General features: G+C 61.2%; 17 protein-coding genes and 1 tRNA gene. 6 read left to right on the top strand and 12 right to left on the bottom strand.

Translation table 11 applies throughout. From position 1 onward, the window contains the following. Window positions 1-6 precede the first annotated feature (6 nt). The gene (locus THIX_RS15825; protein ID WP_233224514.1) at window positions 7-366 is read right to left on the bottom strand and encodes a hypothetical protein; all 360 of its coding nucleotides are present in this window, start codon (window positions 364-366) and stop codon (window positions 7-9) included. Next, window positions 347-1,300: a P-type conjugative transfer ATPase TrbB gene (gene trbB, locus THIX_RS15820; RefSeq protein ID WP_112486952.1), complete on the bottom strand. Its 954-nt coding sequence runs from the start codon at window positions 1,298-1,300 to the stop codon at window positions 347-349. The genes THIX_RS15825 and trbB overlap by 20 nt, the downstream gene beginning before the upstream one ends. A 261-nt stretch (window positions 1,301-1,561) precedes the next feature. Here trbB and THIX_RS15815 point away from each other — a divergent pair, with 261 nt between their 5' ends. Both THIX_RS15815 and THIX_RS23120 read left to right on the top strand, forming a co-directional pair. Continuing rightward, complete coding sequence (locus THIX_RS15815) at window positions 1,562-1,999, top strand: hypothetical protein (protein ID WP_146748512.1); 438 nt, start codon at window positions 1,562-1,564, stop codon at window positions 1,997-1,999. Between the two features lie 24 nt (window positions 2,000-2,023). Next, window positions 2,024-2,908, top strand: coding sequence for a hypothetical protein (locus THIX_RS23120; protein ID WP_146748580.1), 885 nt, complete (start codon window positions 2,024-2,026; stop codon window positions 2,906-2,908). On the opposite strand, the gene THIX_RS15805 is transcribed toward THIX_RS23120, so the two are convergent. The 8 genes from THIX_RS15805 to fdxA all read right to left on the bottom strand — a co-directional run bounded on the left by THIX_RS15805 (window position 2,909) and on the right by fdxA (window position 8,964). After that, a complete protein-coding gene (locus THIX_RS15805; protein WP_256360011.1) occupies window positions 2,909-3,490 on the bottom strand; it encodes a lytic transglycosylase domain-containing protein in 582 nt (193 codons plus the stop codon). Next, on the bottom strand, window positions 3,490-3,618 hold the full coding sequence (locus tag THIX_RS24630) for a hypothetical protein (protein ID WP_256359985.1): 129 nt from the start codon (window positions 3,616-3,618) through the stop codon (window positions 3,490-3,492). Before THIX_RS24630 ends, THIX_RS15805 begins: the two co-directional genes overlap by 1 nt. Beyond that, window positions 3,615-3,818 (bottom strand): hypothetical protein, encoded by a 204-nt coding sequence (locus tag THIX_RS15800; protein WP_112486948.1) that lies wholly within the window; start codon window positions 3,816-3,818, stop codon window positions 3,615-3,617. The genes THIX_RS24630 and THIX_RS15800 overlap by 4 nt, the downstream gene beginning before the upstream one ends. After that, window positions 3,815-5,986 carry a DNA topoisomerase 3 gene (locus THIX_RS15795; RefSeq protein ID WP_112486947.1) on the bottom strand — a complete coding sequence of 724 codons (2,172 nt, stop codon included), beginning with the start codon at window positions 5,984-5,986 and terminating at the stop codon, window positions 3,815-3,817. Before THIX_RS15795 ends, THIX_RS15800 begins: the two co-directional genes overlap by 4 nt. 189 nt (window positions 5,987-6,175) lie before the next feature. Further along, entirely contained in the window at window positions 6,176-7,192 is a 1,017-nt protein-coding gene (locus tag THIX_RS15790) for a site-specific integrase (protein WP_112486946.1), read from the bottom strand. A 132-nt stretch (window positions 7,193-7,324) separates the two neighbouring features. Further along, window positions 7,325-7,400: transfer RNA gene (locus tag THIX_RS15785), tRNA-Asn, on the bottom strand. A 101-nt stretch (window positions 7,401-7,501) separates the two neighbouring features. Next, window positions 7,502-8,602 (bottom strand): NAD(P)/FAD-dependent oxidoreductase, encoded by a 1,101-nt coding sequence (locus THIX_RS15780; protein ID WP_112486945.1) that lies wholly within the window; start codon window positions 8,600-8,602, stop codon window positions 7,502-7,504. A gap of 38 nt (window positions 8,603-8,640) precedes the next feature. Beyond that, on the bottom strand, window positions 8,641-8,964 hold the full coding sequence (gene fdxA / locus THIX_RS15775) for a ferredoxin FdxA (protein WP_112486944.1): 324 nt from the start codon (window positions 8,962-8,964) through the stop codon (window positions 8,641-8,643). A 244-nt stretch (window positions 8,965-9,208) separates the two neighbouring features. On the opposite strand from fdxA, the gene THIX_RS15770 reads away from it, so the two are divergent. Beyond that, window positions 9,209-10,834: a 3-(methylthio)propionyl-CoA ligase gene (locus tag THIX_RS15770; protein ID WP_112486943.1), complete on the top strand. Its 1,626-nt coding sequence runs from the start codon at window positions 9,209-9,211 to the stop codon at window positions 10,832-10,834. A 75-nt stretch (window positions 10,835-10,909) separates the two neighbouring features. Here the strand turns inward: THIX_RS15770 and THIX_RS15765 are convergent, their stop codons facing one another. Both THIX_RS15765 and THIX_RS15760 read right to left on the bottom strand, forming a co-directional pair. Continuing rightward, window positions 10,910-11,359: a DUF6691 family protein gene (locus THIX_RS15765; RefSeq protein WP_112486942.1), complete on the bottom strand. Its 450-nt coding sequence runs from the start codon at window positions 11,357-11,359 to the stop codon at window positions 10,910-10,912. 19 nt (window positions 11,360-11,378) lie between these two features. Further along, window positions 11,379-11,816: a YeeE/YedE family protein gene (locus THIX_RS15760; protein WP_112488418.1), complete on the bottom strand. Its 438-nt coding sequence runs from the start codon at window positions 11,814-11,816 to the stop codon at window positions 11,379-11,381. Window positions 11,817-11,961: 145 nt separating this feature from the next. Between THIX_RS15760 and THIX_RS15755 the strand changes: the two genes are divergently transcribed. From THIX_RS15755 to THIX_RS24335, 3 genes are all read left to right on the top strand, one after another. Next, complete coding sequence (locus THIX_RS15755; RefSeq protein ID WP_371412933.1) at window positions 11,962-12,861, top strand: MBL fold metallo-hydrolase; 900 nt, start codon at window positions 11,962-11,964, stop codon at window positions 12,859-12,861. Between the two features lie 92 nt (window positions 12,862-12,953). After that, the gene (locus tag THIX_RS24340) at window positions 12,954-13,286 is read left to right on the top strand and encodes a hypothetical protein (protein ID WP_233224598.1); all 333 of its coding nucleotides are present in this window, start codon (window positions 12,954-12,956) and stop codon (window positions 13,284-13,286) included. Window positions 13,287-13,478: 192 nt separating this feature from the next. Continuing rightward, window positions 13,479-13,928 carry an HD-GYP domain-containing protein gene (locus tag THIX_RS24335; protein WP_233224597.1) on the top strand — a complete coding sequence of 150 codons (450 nt, stop codon included), beginning with the start codon at window positions 13,479-13,481 and terminating at the stop codon, window positions 13,926-13,928. The last annotated feature ends 20 nt before the right edge of the window (window positions 13,929-13,948 follow it).

Here is a 13,948-nt window from a genome sequence, read left to right as displayed (position 1 = left end):
GGCCCGTCACGTCCGCGCGGCGACAAGCCGCTCCCAGTCTTTGACGCGCGGCAAATGATCGTGGATGGCCTCTTCGTAGAGACGATTCACGCTCTGCAGATCGGCCCCGGCTTCGCGGGCGCAACCCAGGATCAGCGCGGGGTCGGCTTCGGTGAACAGCGTCAGCAACAGTCCCCTCACCGCGTCTGTTCGCCCCCCGGCGTGGACGTTGACCACGCTTCCCTCGCGCAGGGCACGCGCGATGTGTTGCGGCTCGACCCAAGGGCCGACCGGGGCATTGAGGTGGCACGCCAGGAGGCCGAGCTTGCTGTTGCGCATGAGGATGATTTTGCAGCAGGCCGAGCTTTCAAGCCAGACGCTCGACATGGAAGCCGCCTGACGCCGACCATCCGCGCACGGCGGCGACCTCTTCGACCCTGCGGCCCGTGGCGGTGCGCTTGATGGAGACGACCACATTGATCGCTTCGGCGATCAGCTCCGGGTTGGGCGGCACGCCCGCTTCCTGGATCAACTGGCCGATGCGGATCAGCGCGGCGCTGGCGTCGTTCGCATGCACGGTGCCGACTCCGCCCGGGTGCCCGGTATTCCAAGCCTTCAACAGCGCCAGGGCCGAGCCGTCGCGCACCTCGCCGACCACGATGCGGTCGGGGCGCAGGCGCATGGTGGCGCGCAGCAGGCGGGTCATGTCGGTGTTGTCGCTGGTGCGCAGGAAGACGACGTTCTGCGCGTTCACCTGCAACTCGCGCGTGTCTTCGATGACCACGATGCGGTGGTCATGGTCAACCTGCGCCATGCAATCGAGGATGGCGTTGGCCGCCGTAGTCTTCCCAGACCCGGTGCCGCCACTCACAAGGATGTTTTGCCGTCCGGAAACGGCTTCCTCGATGGCTTGCTTTTGGCCCCTGGTCATGATGCCTTTTTGGAGGTAATCGTCCAGGGTGAACACCAGCAACGCCTTCTTGCGCAAGGCAAAACTTGCCCGCTCCACCAAGGGCGGGATCAGGGCTTCGAACCGGCTGCCGTCCAGCGGCAGCTCGCATTCAAGGATCGGGTTTTCTGAGGTGACTGTGGTTTCAAGCATCGCCGCGACTGTGTTGACGATGGTCAGTGACTGCACTGCAGGCACTTCGCCAACCTTCTGCATCCCTGCGCCCAGCCGGTCGACCCACAGCGTGCCATCGGGATTCAACATGATTTCCACCACGGTCGGGTCGGCCAGGTAATCAAGGATTTGTGCGCCCAGCGCCCGCTTCAGCGCCTCAATCTGCCTGGTTTTGGTCGTCGATTCGTGCGCGCTCATTTCCCGCCCCTAATGTTGATGTAGGCGTATCAGGCATGGCCGCAAACCACTGTTGTGTGGCTGCAAAAAAATTTAATCGCGTGAGGCACCAAAAATGACTTTGGAACGAGTCATTACACCAATTGTTTGTGTATTGCTTATGCGTTGTTCGATGGTTGTTTTCGTATTCTTTTATGTTACTTGTGTATTCTTTGTGAGTGCTTTTTTTAATTAAATCAACAAATTAGGATGTGGTCACTGGGCATTATGAAGGAGTTGACCATGACCACCAGCACCACCACCAAGCGCATCCGCCCCACGGCCGAACAGAGAGCCAAGGAGATTCTGCGGGGTGCTCCGAACTACATGGCAGCCAGTAATTGGAAAGACAACTGCAATTCAAACACAGTTTTCAACAAGACCTGGTTTTTGGGGCGTGAAGTGCGGCGGGTTGCATTTTTGCTTTCTGAGGGGAAGAAAACCGCCTCGCGCAGCGGTCTTGTCGTCATGCGGCACGCTGAATTGGCGCTGCAGCGGATCGCCAAGAAAATCAAGTCTAAGGGTGGCTGGATGATTGCTGAGTTTCTCAACTTGATTTTGATGCTCGGGCTTTGGGCTGCGCGAGCGATTTCCATGATTATTCCGGTTCCGCCAGCTAAACGACGCAAAAGCGATCCCCGCCAGACTGAGCTTGCGCTCTCATCATTCTTCACCATCTGACCACTTCACCAAGGACTATTGATCATGAATACCACTGACATCGATCTTCATAAAACCCCGCTGCGCGAATGGCCGGCTGAAGCAATTGTAAAAATGGTCAAGAAGGTTGCAAAATATTGGAAAAACGATCCGGCCTTCAATAAAGATTCTGGCCATATTTACTCTCAGCTCGAAGATCGATCTGCTGAAATTTCGACACGCGTGCTTGAATATCTACTCAAAAAGCAAACAGACGACAACTCCGATCAGGTTGGTCTTTTCCATCAGATTTCTGGTTATGTAAAACAGGCCATGATCACCGACAGTTACTCAATCCCAGCGCACGCCAGTGGACTTGATTCTGGCGAAGAAGGTGATGATAACCCCAAAGAAATTGTCGACAGATCGTCATCAAAAATGCAAGAGGGCGAAGCCCAGGACAGCGCGCGCATCCTGGAGTTGCTGGCTCTGCTTGGCTTCAAGGAGAAGCATTTCGCGCTGTTTGAGAGCGGTGGCAAGGATTTGCAGGATGGCCTTGGAATTTCTGAACGACAAATCACGATCATGAGGAAAAAGTCTTGCGACGAATTTGCTGAGCGCGCCAAAACGCTCGGCGTTTGGAATGAGTTGATGGGGTTCTTGGGTGTTAAACCGTCTCAAATCAATGAGGTGCGCCCGCGGAATTCAAAGACGGCGCCCAAAGGGCAAACAGTTAAAATCTTTTACCACACGATTAAAACAGGGCTAACTCTTTCGCAGCAATCTGAAATCGATGCGCTTCGATTCCATTGGGTCGGTCCGGACGAGTATGAAATCCGGCAATGGGAGCCGGGCGGCCACTGGGAATACAAGTGCCGTGTCTTTGTTGAAGCGAGCAGTGACACGATGGATATGGACAAGGTATTCAAAGCGTTCAAAGGTCTGGCTTGATTACCACTTTGCTGCCAGCCCACCACCTACTGGTGGTAATGGGCTGGCCTGAGGTGTCCAGGTGGGGACTGCGCGGACTGGCTGCAGATCTGCGTTACTCACAACGATGGTGCCCTGCGTCCAGCGCGCCAGCTTGCCGCCAGGAATGCCTGGCATGACAACCCCAGCTTGCCAGAACACGCCAGCGGCGTAGCGTGCGCCGACTGCTGACCCAGTATTCCCAGTGTTGTAAGCCGACAGTGCGCCCCGCAAACTGCCGCCCGATTGCCTCCATCCACGAAGCAGAATTGCTTGAGCGGCCCACAGGTTTCGGCAGGGGTCGAACACCTGCTGCACACCAAGATGCAGCGACGGCAGGTTGCCGCTGTTGATCTGGGCTATACCCATGTCAATCGAGTGCCCAGCCGCGATGAGCCTGCGCGCCAAACCCACGGCTTCGAACAAGGTGGCCGGACGATAGCTCTGGCCACTTGTGTTGTCGTGCAGCGCCAGCGGGTTGCCTCCGCTCTCCTGCTGCACGATGGCCGCCATGGTGACGGCCGCCACCCTTGGTGCGCACTGGTGAAGCAGAGCAACGGGCATCATCGCGCGGCCCCGCCAAGCATGCCGAACCAGACCGGCGCGATGAGAGCCGCCGACGTGACAGCGGCGACAGCGGCCATGGTGCCGATGAACCAGGTCGAATCCTCGAAATCTTTGAAGCCCTTCATGACGACGCCCCCACCAAGCCCTGAAAAATCAATCGCACTTGCACCGCAGCCGACCGCATGAATTCCATGGCCAGCGGCCAGCCGATGGTGAAGTGAATCACCGCGGCGAGCACCAGCAGCGCGATCAGCAGATGCAGCAGTCGCCAGAGCAACAGCGCCAGCTCGATACCCACTGCGACCTCAATGATTTTTTTGATCATTTCATCGTCTCCCACTTGCTGCCCAGCTTCTTGGCGCTCGTCCGATCCGGCCACCAGGCACCCTTGCACCCGCCGCAGCGGAAGTAGGGCTTCCCGGTCTTGGTTTCGTTCTTGAACGTCGGCTTCTTGCAGGCCGGGCACTGTGGGCCGGTTGCTGCTGGAGCCGAAGACTGTTTTCCGTCTTTAACTCCGTTACTCTCACCAGACGGCTTGTCCTCGAACCTTTTCCCAGGCTTGCCCACGTCATCACCGAACGCCGCCTGGCAGTCCATGCAACGGTGATAGCTGTTGCCGGCCTTGCTCTTGAGCTTGGCGCAACGCGCGCCACCGCAGGCCGGACAGGCGCGCATGACCAACTGGTTGTCAGTCAGTTTGCCGTCCAGCAGCGTGCGGCTGAACCCACGCACAGCTTGAGCCTGTCCATCCATGAAGCCTGCGAACGGCGCACGACCCGCGGCGATGTCGGCCAGCGCATCCTCTTGCAGCGCGGTGTACCCAGGGTCAGCCAGTTCAGGGGCGACCTTGCGCAGCATGTCGATGAGTTGCACGCCGCGGTCCGTTGGCTGGATTTCCTTCTTGGCACGCTCGGCATACTCACGGATGATGAGCACTTCGATCATCGAAGCCCGCGTCGCCTCGGTGCCCAGGCCCGATGTTTCTTTCAGCCTTGCCTTGAGCTTCGGGTCGGTCACCAGCTTGTGCACGCCGGTCATGGTGGCGATCAAGGTGCCGTCGGTGTAGGGCTTGGGTGGTGTGGTGCGCTTGCCGATGACCCCACCACGCTCGCAGGTGCGGGCCTCGCCCTCGCGCAGATCAGGCAACGTGCCAGCAGCTTCGCCTTGCTCTTGCCTCTCGTCGTCATCCTTGCCACCGAGCTTTGTCCAGCCCGGCTCCAATACTGTCCGGGCCACAGCACGAAAGCCCAACCCGTCGATGTCGAACAGCGCCTCGCGCGTCTCGAATGTCTCGGGCGGCATGAACAGGCGGATGTAGGACTCGCGGATCAGGTCGAAGACACGCTTCGCATGGGCCGAGAGGCTGGCTGCATCAGGGTTCTGTCCAGTCGGAATCAGGCCGTGGTGCGCCTCGACCTTGCCGGTATTCCAGGCTGCATGCTTGCGCGCCGGGTCCAGCCCGGCAATGCCTTCGCTGCCAATTGCTTTGAGGATGCCACCAGCACTGCTGTGCATCTCGATCGGCAAGTAGGAACAGTCGGTGCGCGGGTAGGTGGTGATCTTGGCTTCGTACAGTTCCTGCGCCGCAGCTAGTGTGTCCTTGGCCGACAGACCGAAACGGCTGCTGGCGGCTTTCTGAAGCCCGCCCAGGGTGTAGGGCAGGGGAGCGGCGCGCTCACCCGTCTTGCGCGTGAACTTCGTGACACGGGCCGCCTTGCCGGTGATCCGACGCGCAGTCTCGTCGGCCTTGGCCTTGTCCAGCAGCCGGCCGTCTTCGTCAACAAAATCATCGGGCACTTGCCATGCAGCCTTGATGCCGCCATCCAGGTGCGCCACGACCTGATAGAAGTCGCGGGCCTTGAAGTGCTCGATGTCGCGCTGACGATCCACCAGCAATGCAAGAGTCGGAGTCTGCACCCGCCCGATGCTCCATGCCCCCGGCACGCCGCACGCTTGCAGGTTGCGGCTCAGGGCGATGGAGCCGTTCATGCCCATCAGCCAGTCGGCGCGCTGGCGGGCCAGGGCGGATTCGTAGACGGGGCGCATGGCGGCGTTGTCCCTGATGCCGGAGAGCGCCTTGCGCACACTGGCATCGTCCAGGCTGGATAACCACAGACGCGATGTCTTGCCCTTCCAGTTCAGGAACAGCAAGACTTCATCGACCAGCAACTGGCCCTCACGGTCGGCGTCGCCCGCGTTGACCACTTCATCAGCGCCCTTGAGCAGATCGCGGATGACCTTGACCTGCTTGCCCGCGCCGCCATCGCGCGGTGAGAGCTTCCAGTCCGTAGGGATGACGGGCAGATGCGAGGCGAGCACCTTGCCGCCGTCGACATACTCTTCAGGCCTGGCCTGCTCCAGCAGGTGGCCGAAGCACCAGGTCACACGGGTTGACCCCGCGCATTCGATGTAGCCATCCGACTTGCGGGCATTGCCCAGCACGCCAGCGATGGCTTGGGCGACAGAGGGTTTTTCGGCGATGATGATGCGCATGCTGGGCTCCAGGGACTAGGAGCCGGGCGCGTTGGCACCACCCACGAATCACGGCAAGGACAATCAGGAATCCGTGAACCGCACCCGGCATAGGGATATGCGCGGTCACCGCAAAGCGTGATTGGGTTCAGCAATAGGCAAGTCAGCCGCTGACGCGGCCAGGCAAAGGCAGGGGCAAGGAAAGATTGTTTAGGCGTCCAGCGCGGCGGCGATGTCGGCGGGGACTGGATGGTAGTAACGGGCGAGCATCGCGGCGGTCTTGTGGCCGGTGACTTTCATCAAGTCGTGCATCGGCAGCTTGCGGGCCATGCGGCTGGTCGCTTCATGGCGCAGATCGTGGAAATGGAAGTCTTCGATGCCGGCCTGCTTCATGGCGTCTAGCCAGTAGTCTTTGAGGACTGTTCCGCTGACTGGGAAGATGCGCGGATCAACTCCTTGTTTCGGTGTCACTTTGATGGCCGCCAGGGCGGCGCTGGAAAGCGGCACTTTGCGAGAAGTTCCGTTCTTGGTGTCAGGCAGCAGGACATAATGCTCGGCCACATGCAGGTTGTCCCTTGTCATCGCCAGTAGCTCACCCTTGCGCATGGCGGTTTCGAGAGCGACTGTGACAATTTGTCGGAACCATTGCTTGGGATGCACAACGGCGCGGTGTATCCGTGATGCGCAGATCGCATCGATGGCCGCAAACAACCGGGCTTCCTCGTCACCAACGAACCGCCGGTCTCGCTCGTTGTTGACCTTCGGCTTGGCGACCTGTTTGACCGGATTGGTGGACAAGCCAAGACCCCATTCCTTGATCGCAGTCGTGAACAGATGCGAGATCAAGGCCAGCTCAAGCCTGGTGCTCGCTGGAGAGACAACTTTCAGTCTGGCGTTGCGGTAGCGTGCGAAGTCATCGCTGCGCAACTCACCGATGGCACGCTTGGCCAGCGGCTGCTCCAGCAGGAATTTGATACGGGACCGTTCCTGCCGGGCGCCTTTTTTCAAACTACTCACTTCGATTGCATAGCGGCGCAGGCAGTCGGCGAACGAGATGATCTTCGCGGGCCGATGATCGACATGATGGCCACGGTCGATGTCGGATTCGGTCTTGCGCGCCCAGGCTTCGGCTTCGGCTTTGGTGTCGAAGGTGTTGGAGATGGCCGGATAGCCCTTGCGGCGGATCAACGCACGCCACGCACCAGCACGCTTTTGGAAGCTCGCCATGGTTCAACTCCTTGGTTCAACGCGGTGGCTGAGAGTGTACCCAAGTGAACCAAAAGTGAACCAAACTCAAAGGCGCAAAGAAAAAGGCCTTACAGCTTTCACCGTAAGGCCTTGATTTTCCTCTGTGTTTGGTGGCTCCCCGACCTGGGCTCGAACCAGGGACCTGCGGATTAACAGTCCGTCGCTCTACCAACTGAGCTATCAGGGAACAGCCTTCAAGTATAGCCTGGGCTTAAAGCTGTCAGCAAAAGCCAGCCCGGATCCTAGTCACAAGGGGCGTTAAAAAGGCTGATATTCAGAAACGGCAGCTCAGTCGAAGACCGGCGACTCGACCCCCAGCACCTGATGCAGCTTGGGGCTGGTGGTGGTGTACTGCAGATGGATCTTCTTCTCCGGGAAGATGGTGTGCGCGGCGCCGAACGCCGCCAGCGCCGCCTCGTGAAAGCCCGAGAGGATGAGCTTTTTCTTGCCCGGATAGGTGTTGATGTCGCCCACGGCGAAGATGCCCGGCACATTGGTCTCGAACTTCTCCGTGTCCACCTTCAGCTGCTTGCGCTCCAGCTCCAGCCCCCAGTGGGCAATGGGGCCGAGCTTGGGGGACAGGCCGAAGAACACCAGCAGCACATCCAGCGGCAGGCGCCGGGTGATGCCGTCGTTGCCCGTGAGCTTGATCTCGGTGAGCCGCCCCTGGCGCTGCTCGAAGCCGCTGATCTGGCCGACGACGCATTGCATGGCATGCTGCTCGCACAGCGCGTGCATCTTCGCCACCGAGGCCGGGGCGGCGCGAAAGCCGTCGCGGCGATGGATCAGCACCACGCTCTGGGCGCGGTGCTCCTCGCTCTGGGCGAAGTGCAGGGCCCAGTCCAGCGCCGAGTCGCCGCCGCCCACCACCACCAGATGCTGGCCGGCGAAGGCGCCCGGGCTCTTCACCCGGTAGAACAGCTGCGTGCCCTCGAAGGGCTCGATCCCCTCGACCTTCAGGGGGCGGGGCTGGAACGAGCCGACGCCGGCGGCGATGAACACGGTCTTGGTGCGCAAGGTGGTGTCCTTGGAGGTGCGCACCAGGAAGCGGCCGTCGTGCTGGCGCTGCAGCTCGGTGACGTCCTGGCCGAGATGAAACGTGGGGTGAAAGGGGGCGATCTGCTGCAGCAGGCTGTCGGTGAGCTGCTGGCCGGTGCACATGGGCACGGCGGGGATGTCGTAGATGGGCTTGTCGGGGTAGAGCTCGACGCACTGGCCGCCCAGGTGCGGCAGGCTGTCGATGACATGGGCCTTGATCTCCAGCAGCCCCAGCTCGAACACCTGGAACAGGCCCACCGGGCCGGCTCCAATGATGACGGCGTCGGTCTCGATGGGAGTGCCTTGCTGGCGAGGGATGTCGGCAATCGCCGGGTCGATGTGCATGTCCATGGATTGATCGATGAAAGGGGGGGGCTGGGCCAGCGCGATCAGCGCTCGAGCAAGGAGAGCTTGCCGGGTTTGCCGTTCCATTCCTCGCCGTCGGGCGGAGCTGGCTTGCGCTTGGTGATGCTGGGCCATTTGCGCGCCAGCTCGGCGTTCAGGGCGATGAAGGCTTGCTGGTCGCCGGGCACGTCTTCCTCGGCGAAGATGGCATTGGCCGGGCACTCGGGCACGCACACGGCACAGTCGATGCATTCGTCGGGGTCGATGGTCAGAAAATTTGGACCTTCGCGGAAGCAATCAACCGGGCACACGTCCACGCAGTCGGTGAACTTGCACTTGATGCAGTTTTCAGTCACGACGAAAGTCATCGTTCAGCCTGTTGCTTGGTGTTGAGGAAGCGGTCTATTTTATCGGGCGGACTTGCCCCCGCAGCTTGTGGCAAATCAAGCCCGCTTCCAGCGCGACCCAAGGCGGGCGGGTGCCAGCAACCCACATCCAGTTTGGGGAATTGCCGGGTTTGCCCGGCGGTGTACATTTCGATGCACAAACGCTGCCTCAAGAACCTCTCGGTGTTGCTGCGGCGCCCACAAAACCAAGATTCAGGAGACGAGCATGAATGGAATGATGCAGGCGCACGGCTTGAGCATCTCGGATTTGATCGAGTTCGCGGCGCGCTATCACGGCGATACCGAAATCGTGTCGCGCCGGGTCGAAGGCGATCTGCACCGCACAAACTATGCCGAGATTCGTGGCCGCTCCAAGCGCGTGGCTCGCGCCCTGGACACGATGGGCCTGGCGGCTGGCGATCGCGTGGGCACCCTGGCGTGGAACGGCTATCGGCACTTCGAGCTGTATTACGGCGTGTCGGGCAGCGGGCGGGTGCTGCACACGCTCAACCCCCGCCTGCACCCGGACCAGATTGCCTGGATCATCAACCATGCCGACGATCGGGTGCTGTGTTTCGACATGAGTTTTGCCCCCATCGTCCAGGCCGTCGCTTCGCGTTGTCCGCGCGTCAGGCATTGGGTGGCGCTGTGCGATGCAGCCCGCATTCTTGCTGAACTGCAGCAGGCCGTACCCAATCTGCACAGTTACGAAACCCTGCTGGCGGGGCAGAGCGACGACTACGCCTGGCCGGAACTGGACGAAAACGCGGCCTCGTCCATGTGCTACACCAGCGGCACCACGGACAACCCCAAGGGCGTGCTCTACAGCCATCGCTCCACCGTGCTGCACGCCTACGCGATTGCCCTGCCCGACGCCATCAACCTCTCCGCCCGCGACGCCGTGCTTCCGGTGGTGCCCATGTTCCATGTGAACGCCTGGGGCATTCCCTATGCCGCCGCACTGGTGGGCTGCAAGCTGGTGTTTCCCGGCCCTTCGCTCGATGGCGCATCGCTGTTCTCGCTGATGGATGCCGAGGGCGTGACCTTCGCCGCCGGCGTGCCGACCATCTGGCTGGGGCTGCTGAACCAGATGCAGCAGCAGGCGCGCAAGCCAGCGGCGCTGCAGCGTGTGCTCATCGGCGGTTCCGCGGCGCCTGCGTCGATGATCGCGGCATTCCAGGACGGTTACGGCATCGAAGTGCGCCACGCCTGGGGCATGACGGAGATGAGCCCGGTCGGCACGGTCTGCACGCTGAAAAACAAGCACCTGGATCTTCCCGCCGCGCAACGCATGGTGGTGCAGACCACACAGGGACGGCCGGTTTTCGGGGTGGAACTGCGGGTGGTGGATGGAGACGGCAAGGATCTACCCTGCGATGGCAGGTCGGTGGGCGAACTGCTGGTGAAAGGACCGTGGATCGTGCAGGACTACTACCAGTCCGGCAAACCCAGCCCCCTGCGCGACGGCTGGTTTCCAACGGGGGACGTGGTCGTCATCGACCCGGACGGCTATGTGCGCATCGTGGATCGCAGCAAGGACGTGATCAAGTCCGGTGGCGAGTGGATCAGCTCGATCGACATCGAGAACATCGCCATGGCACATCCCGCCGTGGCGATGGCGGCTTGCGTCGCCATGCCCGACGCCAAGTGGGATGAGCGCCCGCTCCTGGTCGTGGTGAAAAGGCCAGAGGCTTCAGTGGCTCAGGAGGAGTTGCTCGCTTTCTATGAAGGCAAGGTGGCCAAGTGGTGGATTCCCGACGGCGTGCGTTTCGTCGACGCCATTCCCCTGGGAGCCACCGGCAAGATTCTCAAGAACAAACTGCGCGAACAACTCCAGGCCGCCACGGTCTGATCCGCATTGGCCACACACCGCCCGCGGCCGAAACGCTCGGGGTCTGAAGCGCACCCCGCACCGCCTCCGGCGCGTTCAGCTCGTGCCAGCCGCCGGTGCCTGCGCGCGGGCTGATTGGTTGGCACGCTGCCAAGACTCATGGCCGAGCATGCCGGCAATCATCGTCAGAAAAAACAGCCCTTCCTGCCAAGTGAAGGCGCCCAGCGAGGCGAGGGACGGTCCTGGGCATAGCCCGTCCAAACCCCAGCCCACGCCAAAAATGGCGCTGCCGAGAAGCAGCTTGCCGGTGATGCCGAAGCGCGGCGGGAAGGCAATGGTGTCGCCCAGCAGCGCCTTTTCGCGACGCGAGGCCAGTTGCATCATCGGCAGCGCGACCACCACGGCGCTGATCATGACCAGCATCAGGCTGGGATCCCACGGGCCGGCGATGTTGAGAAAGCCCAGCACCTTGACCGGGTCGGTCATGCCGGAGATCAACAGGCCGAAGCCGAAGGCCAGACCGCAGATGAAGGCAAAGATTTTCATCACGATACTCCCGTGGGATTTAGATCCGGTGGCCCAGCACCGCCGTGGCGATGCCAAAGCTCATGAACATGGCCACTGCTGCGGCTGAACGCACCGACAAGCGCGACAGCCCGCAAACGCCATGACCACTGGCGCAACCCGAGCCCATGCGGGTGCCGAAGCCAACAAGCAACCCGGCAGTGGCGATGACAGGCCAGGATTCGCCGAAGCTTGCGCCCGGCACCGGCACGAACAACGCCCAGATGAACGATGCGGCGACGATGCCCGCAAGAAACGTCACGCGCCAACCATCGGGTCGGGTGCGTGTGGCGAGGTCGTTCAAGGTGCTGCCCAGGATGCCGCTGATGCCGGCAATCTTGCCGGCGCCAAGGGCCAGGGTTCCGGCAGCCAAGCCGATGAGAGCGCCGCCAGCAATGGCGGTACCCGGCGTAAACGCGGTGGAATCGAGCTGGAACAGCATGGTTTGTCTCCTCGATTGAGTTGTGGATCAAGAATCCAGAAGAGGTGGTTTGATTCATGTCAAACAACTTCTAGATATATGCCCCGTACAGTATCAGTTTCGATGCGCTGTTACTATCCTCAAAATATCCGGAGATACCCTCATGAGTACAGTTGCCGATCTTGCCAGGGCTCCCGAAATGATCGGAAACCCTGCTGTTCAGACTTGGTTCCACCAGCAGTCCAACACCGCCTGCCACTGCATCATCGACCCGGCGACGCGCCATTGCGCCCTGGTCGACAGCGTGCTGGACTTTGATTACGCCGCCGGTCATACGCATACGGAATTTGCCGACGGCATCATCGCCTTCATCAAGACCGAAGGCCTGAAGCTCGACTGGCTGCTGGAAACCCATGCCCATGCCGACCACATTTCGGCAGCGCCCTATATCAAGAAGCAGTTGGGGGGGCGCACCGGCATCGGCGAGCACATCAAAGACGTGCAGAAAGTGTTCGGCGAGGTGTTCCACGACGACAGCATCCCGCGTGACGGCCGCCCCTTCGACAAGCTCTTCACGGATGGCGAAACTTTCGCCATCGGCCAATTGCAGGTCCATGTCATGCACACGCCCGGCCACACACCCGCCTGCGTGACTTACCTGGCGGGCGAGGATGCCTTCGTCGGCGACACCTTGTTCATGCCGGACTACGGCACCGCCCGCTGCGATTTCCCCGGTGGCAATGCCCACAGCCTCTATCACTCCGTGCAGCGTCTCTACGGCCTGCCACCCCAGACCAGACTTCATCTCTGCCACGACTACATGCCAGGCGGCCGTGCCGCCCAATGGGTGTGCACCGTGCAGGAGCAGCGCGACGGCAATGTGCAACTCAACGCCCGCACGACCGAAGACGAGTTCGTCGCCTTTCGCAAGCAGCGCGACGCAAAACTCGATATGCCAGCGCTGATCGTGCCCTCGGTGCAGGTCAATATTCGCGCCGGCGAAATGCCACCAGCCGAGACCAACGGCGTGAGCTATCTCAAAGTCCCCATCAACGTGCTGTAGGTAAGCGCGTGGCATCATCGGCTCAGGCGATGGCCGTGAGCGAATGATGCAACAAGACCTCAAGCTCTGTGAACTGATTGGCTCCCTGAGTCATGCCCTCGACATGGCCGAGGGCCGGCCCAAGAGGCATTGCGTGCGCTGCGCCTACACCGGCATGGCCGTGGCGCAGGGCTTGGGCTCTCGGCAGCGCTGGGAGCTGTATTACAACTCTGCTGCTCAAGGAACTGGGATGCGGCAGCAACGCCGCGCGCATCTGCGAGCTCTACCTCACGGACGATCTGGAGTTCAAGCGCGACTTCAAACTGGTGGGTAGCTCGCTACCCCAGGTCGTACGTTTCGTGCTGACCCACACCGGGCTCAAGTCGAGCCTTGCCGATTGCTTCCGCGCCACGCTGGGCAGCGCCGAGCTTCCAGCGCTGGTCTAAGCTCTGGAGCCGGCGCGTCATGGCGTGCCGCTGGACGATGATTACCTGGACGAAATCGCCGAGGTTTTCGGCCAGATCATCGACGCCAAAAGTCATTTCACCGCGGGCCATAGCGCACGGGTGGCGCTCTACATGACATGATGGCCGAGCAACTTCACCTGACACCCGGACGCCGCCGCTGGCTGCGCCGAGGTGCGTTGCTGCACGATATGGGCAAGCTCGGCGTGGGCAACGCCATGCTCGACAAACCCGGCAAGCTCGACGCTGCCGAGTGGAAAGCCATGCGCATGCACGCCTACTTATACCGAGCAGATTCTGAGCGGCATCGCGCCCTTCGCCGGGTTGGCGCAAGTGGCTGGTGCACATCACGAAAAGCTCGACGGCACGGGCTACCCACGCGGTCTTTCGGCAGGGTTGATTTCGATGGAGACTCGCATCATCACGACCGCCGACATTTTCGACGCCATCTCGGTCGGCCGTCCCTATCGCGCCGCAGTGCCAGTGGATCAGATCCTGGCGATGATGGGGCCCGGATGCGCGCTGCATGCACGCCTTGCGGCAGGCCGAGGCGGGGTTCACTCCTGCGCCAGAACTTGGGGCCGAGCCCAATGGCCTGGTGTCTGCCGCTGCTTGAACCGCTGATGCAATCGGCTTGAAGCCGG

The organism is Thiomonas sp. X19 (assembly GCF_900089495.1).
Classification (GTDB): Bacteria; Pseudomonadota; Gammaproteobacteria; order Burkholderiales; family Burkholderiaceae_C; genus Thiomonas_A.
The sequence above is the reverse complement of the archived record's forward strand: the minus strand, read 5'-3'. Positions and strand labels throughout refer to the sequence as shown.

Bases quoted from the DNA above. Each gene is read 5' to 3' on its own strand.
- THIX_RS15825 (WP_233224514.1), bottom strand. From the start codon at position 366: ATGTCGAGCGTCTGGCTTGAAAGCTCGGCCTGCTGCAAAATCATCCTC.
- trbB (WP_112486952.1), bottom strand. From the start codon at position 1,300: ATGAGCGCGCACGAATCGACGACCAAAACCAGGCAGATTGAGGCGCTG.
- THIX_RS15815 (WP_146748512.1), top strand. From the start codon at position 1,562: ATGACCACCAGCACCACCACCAAGCGCATCCGCCCCACGGCCGAACAG.
- THIX_RS23120 (WP_146748580.1), top strand. From the start codon at position 2,024: ATGAATACCACTGACATCGATCTTCATAAAACCCCGCTGCGCGAATGG.
- THIX_RS15805 (WP_256360011.1), bottom strand. From the start codon at position 3,490: ATGCCCGTTGCTCTGCTTCACCAGTGCGCACCAAGGGTGGCGGCCGTC.
- THIX_RS24630 (WP_256359985.1), bottom strand. From the start codon at position 3,618: ATGAAGGGCTTCAAAGATTTCGAGGATTCGACCTGGTTCATCGGCACC.
- THIX_RS15800 (WP_112486948.1), bottom strand. From the start codon at position 3,818: ATGATCAAAAAAATCATTGAGGTCGCAGTGGGTATCGAGCTGGCGCTG.
- THIX_RS15795 (WP_112486947.1), bottom strand. From the start codon at position 5,986: ATGCGCATCATCATCGCCGAAAAACCCTCTGTCGCCCAAGCCATCGCT.
- THIX_RS15790 (WP_112486946.1), bottom strand. From the start codon at position 7,192: ATGGCGAGCTTCCAAAAGCGTGCTGGTGCGTGGCGTGCGTTGATCCGC.
- THIX_RS15780 (WP_112486945.1), bottom strand. From the start codon at position 8,602: ATGGACATGCACATCGACCCGGCGATTGCCGACATCCCTCGCCAGCAA.
- fdxA (WP_112486944.1), bottom strand. From the start codon at position 8,964: ATGACTTTCGTCGTGACTGAAAACTGCATCAAGTGCAAGTTCACCGAC.
- THIX_RS15770 (WP_112486943.1), top strand. From the start codon at position 9,209: ATGAATGGAATGATGCAGGCGCACGGCTTGAGCATCTCGGATTTGATC.
- THIX_RS15765 (WP_112486942.1), bottom strand. From the start codon at position 11,359: ATGAAAATCTTTGCCTTCATCTGCGGTCTGGCCTTCGGCTTCGGCCTG.
- THIX_RS15755 (WP_371412933.1), top strand. From the start codon at position 11,962: ATGAGTACAGTTGCCGATCTTGCCAGGGCTCCCGAAATGATCGGAAAC.
- THIX_RS24340 (WP_233224598.1), top strand. From the start codon at position 12,954: ATGCCCTCGACATGGCCGAGGGCCGGCCCAAGAGGCATTGCGTGCGCT.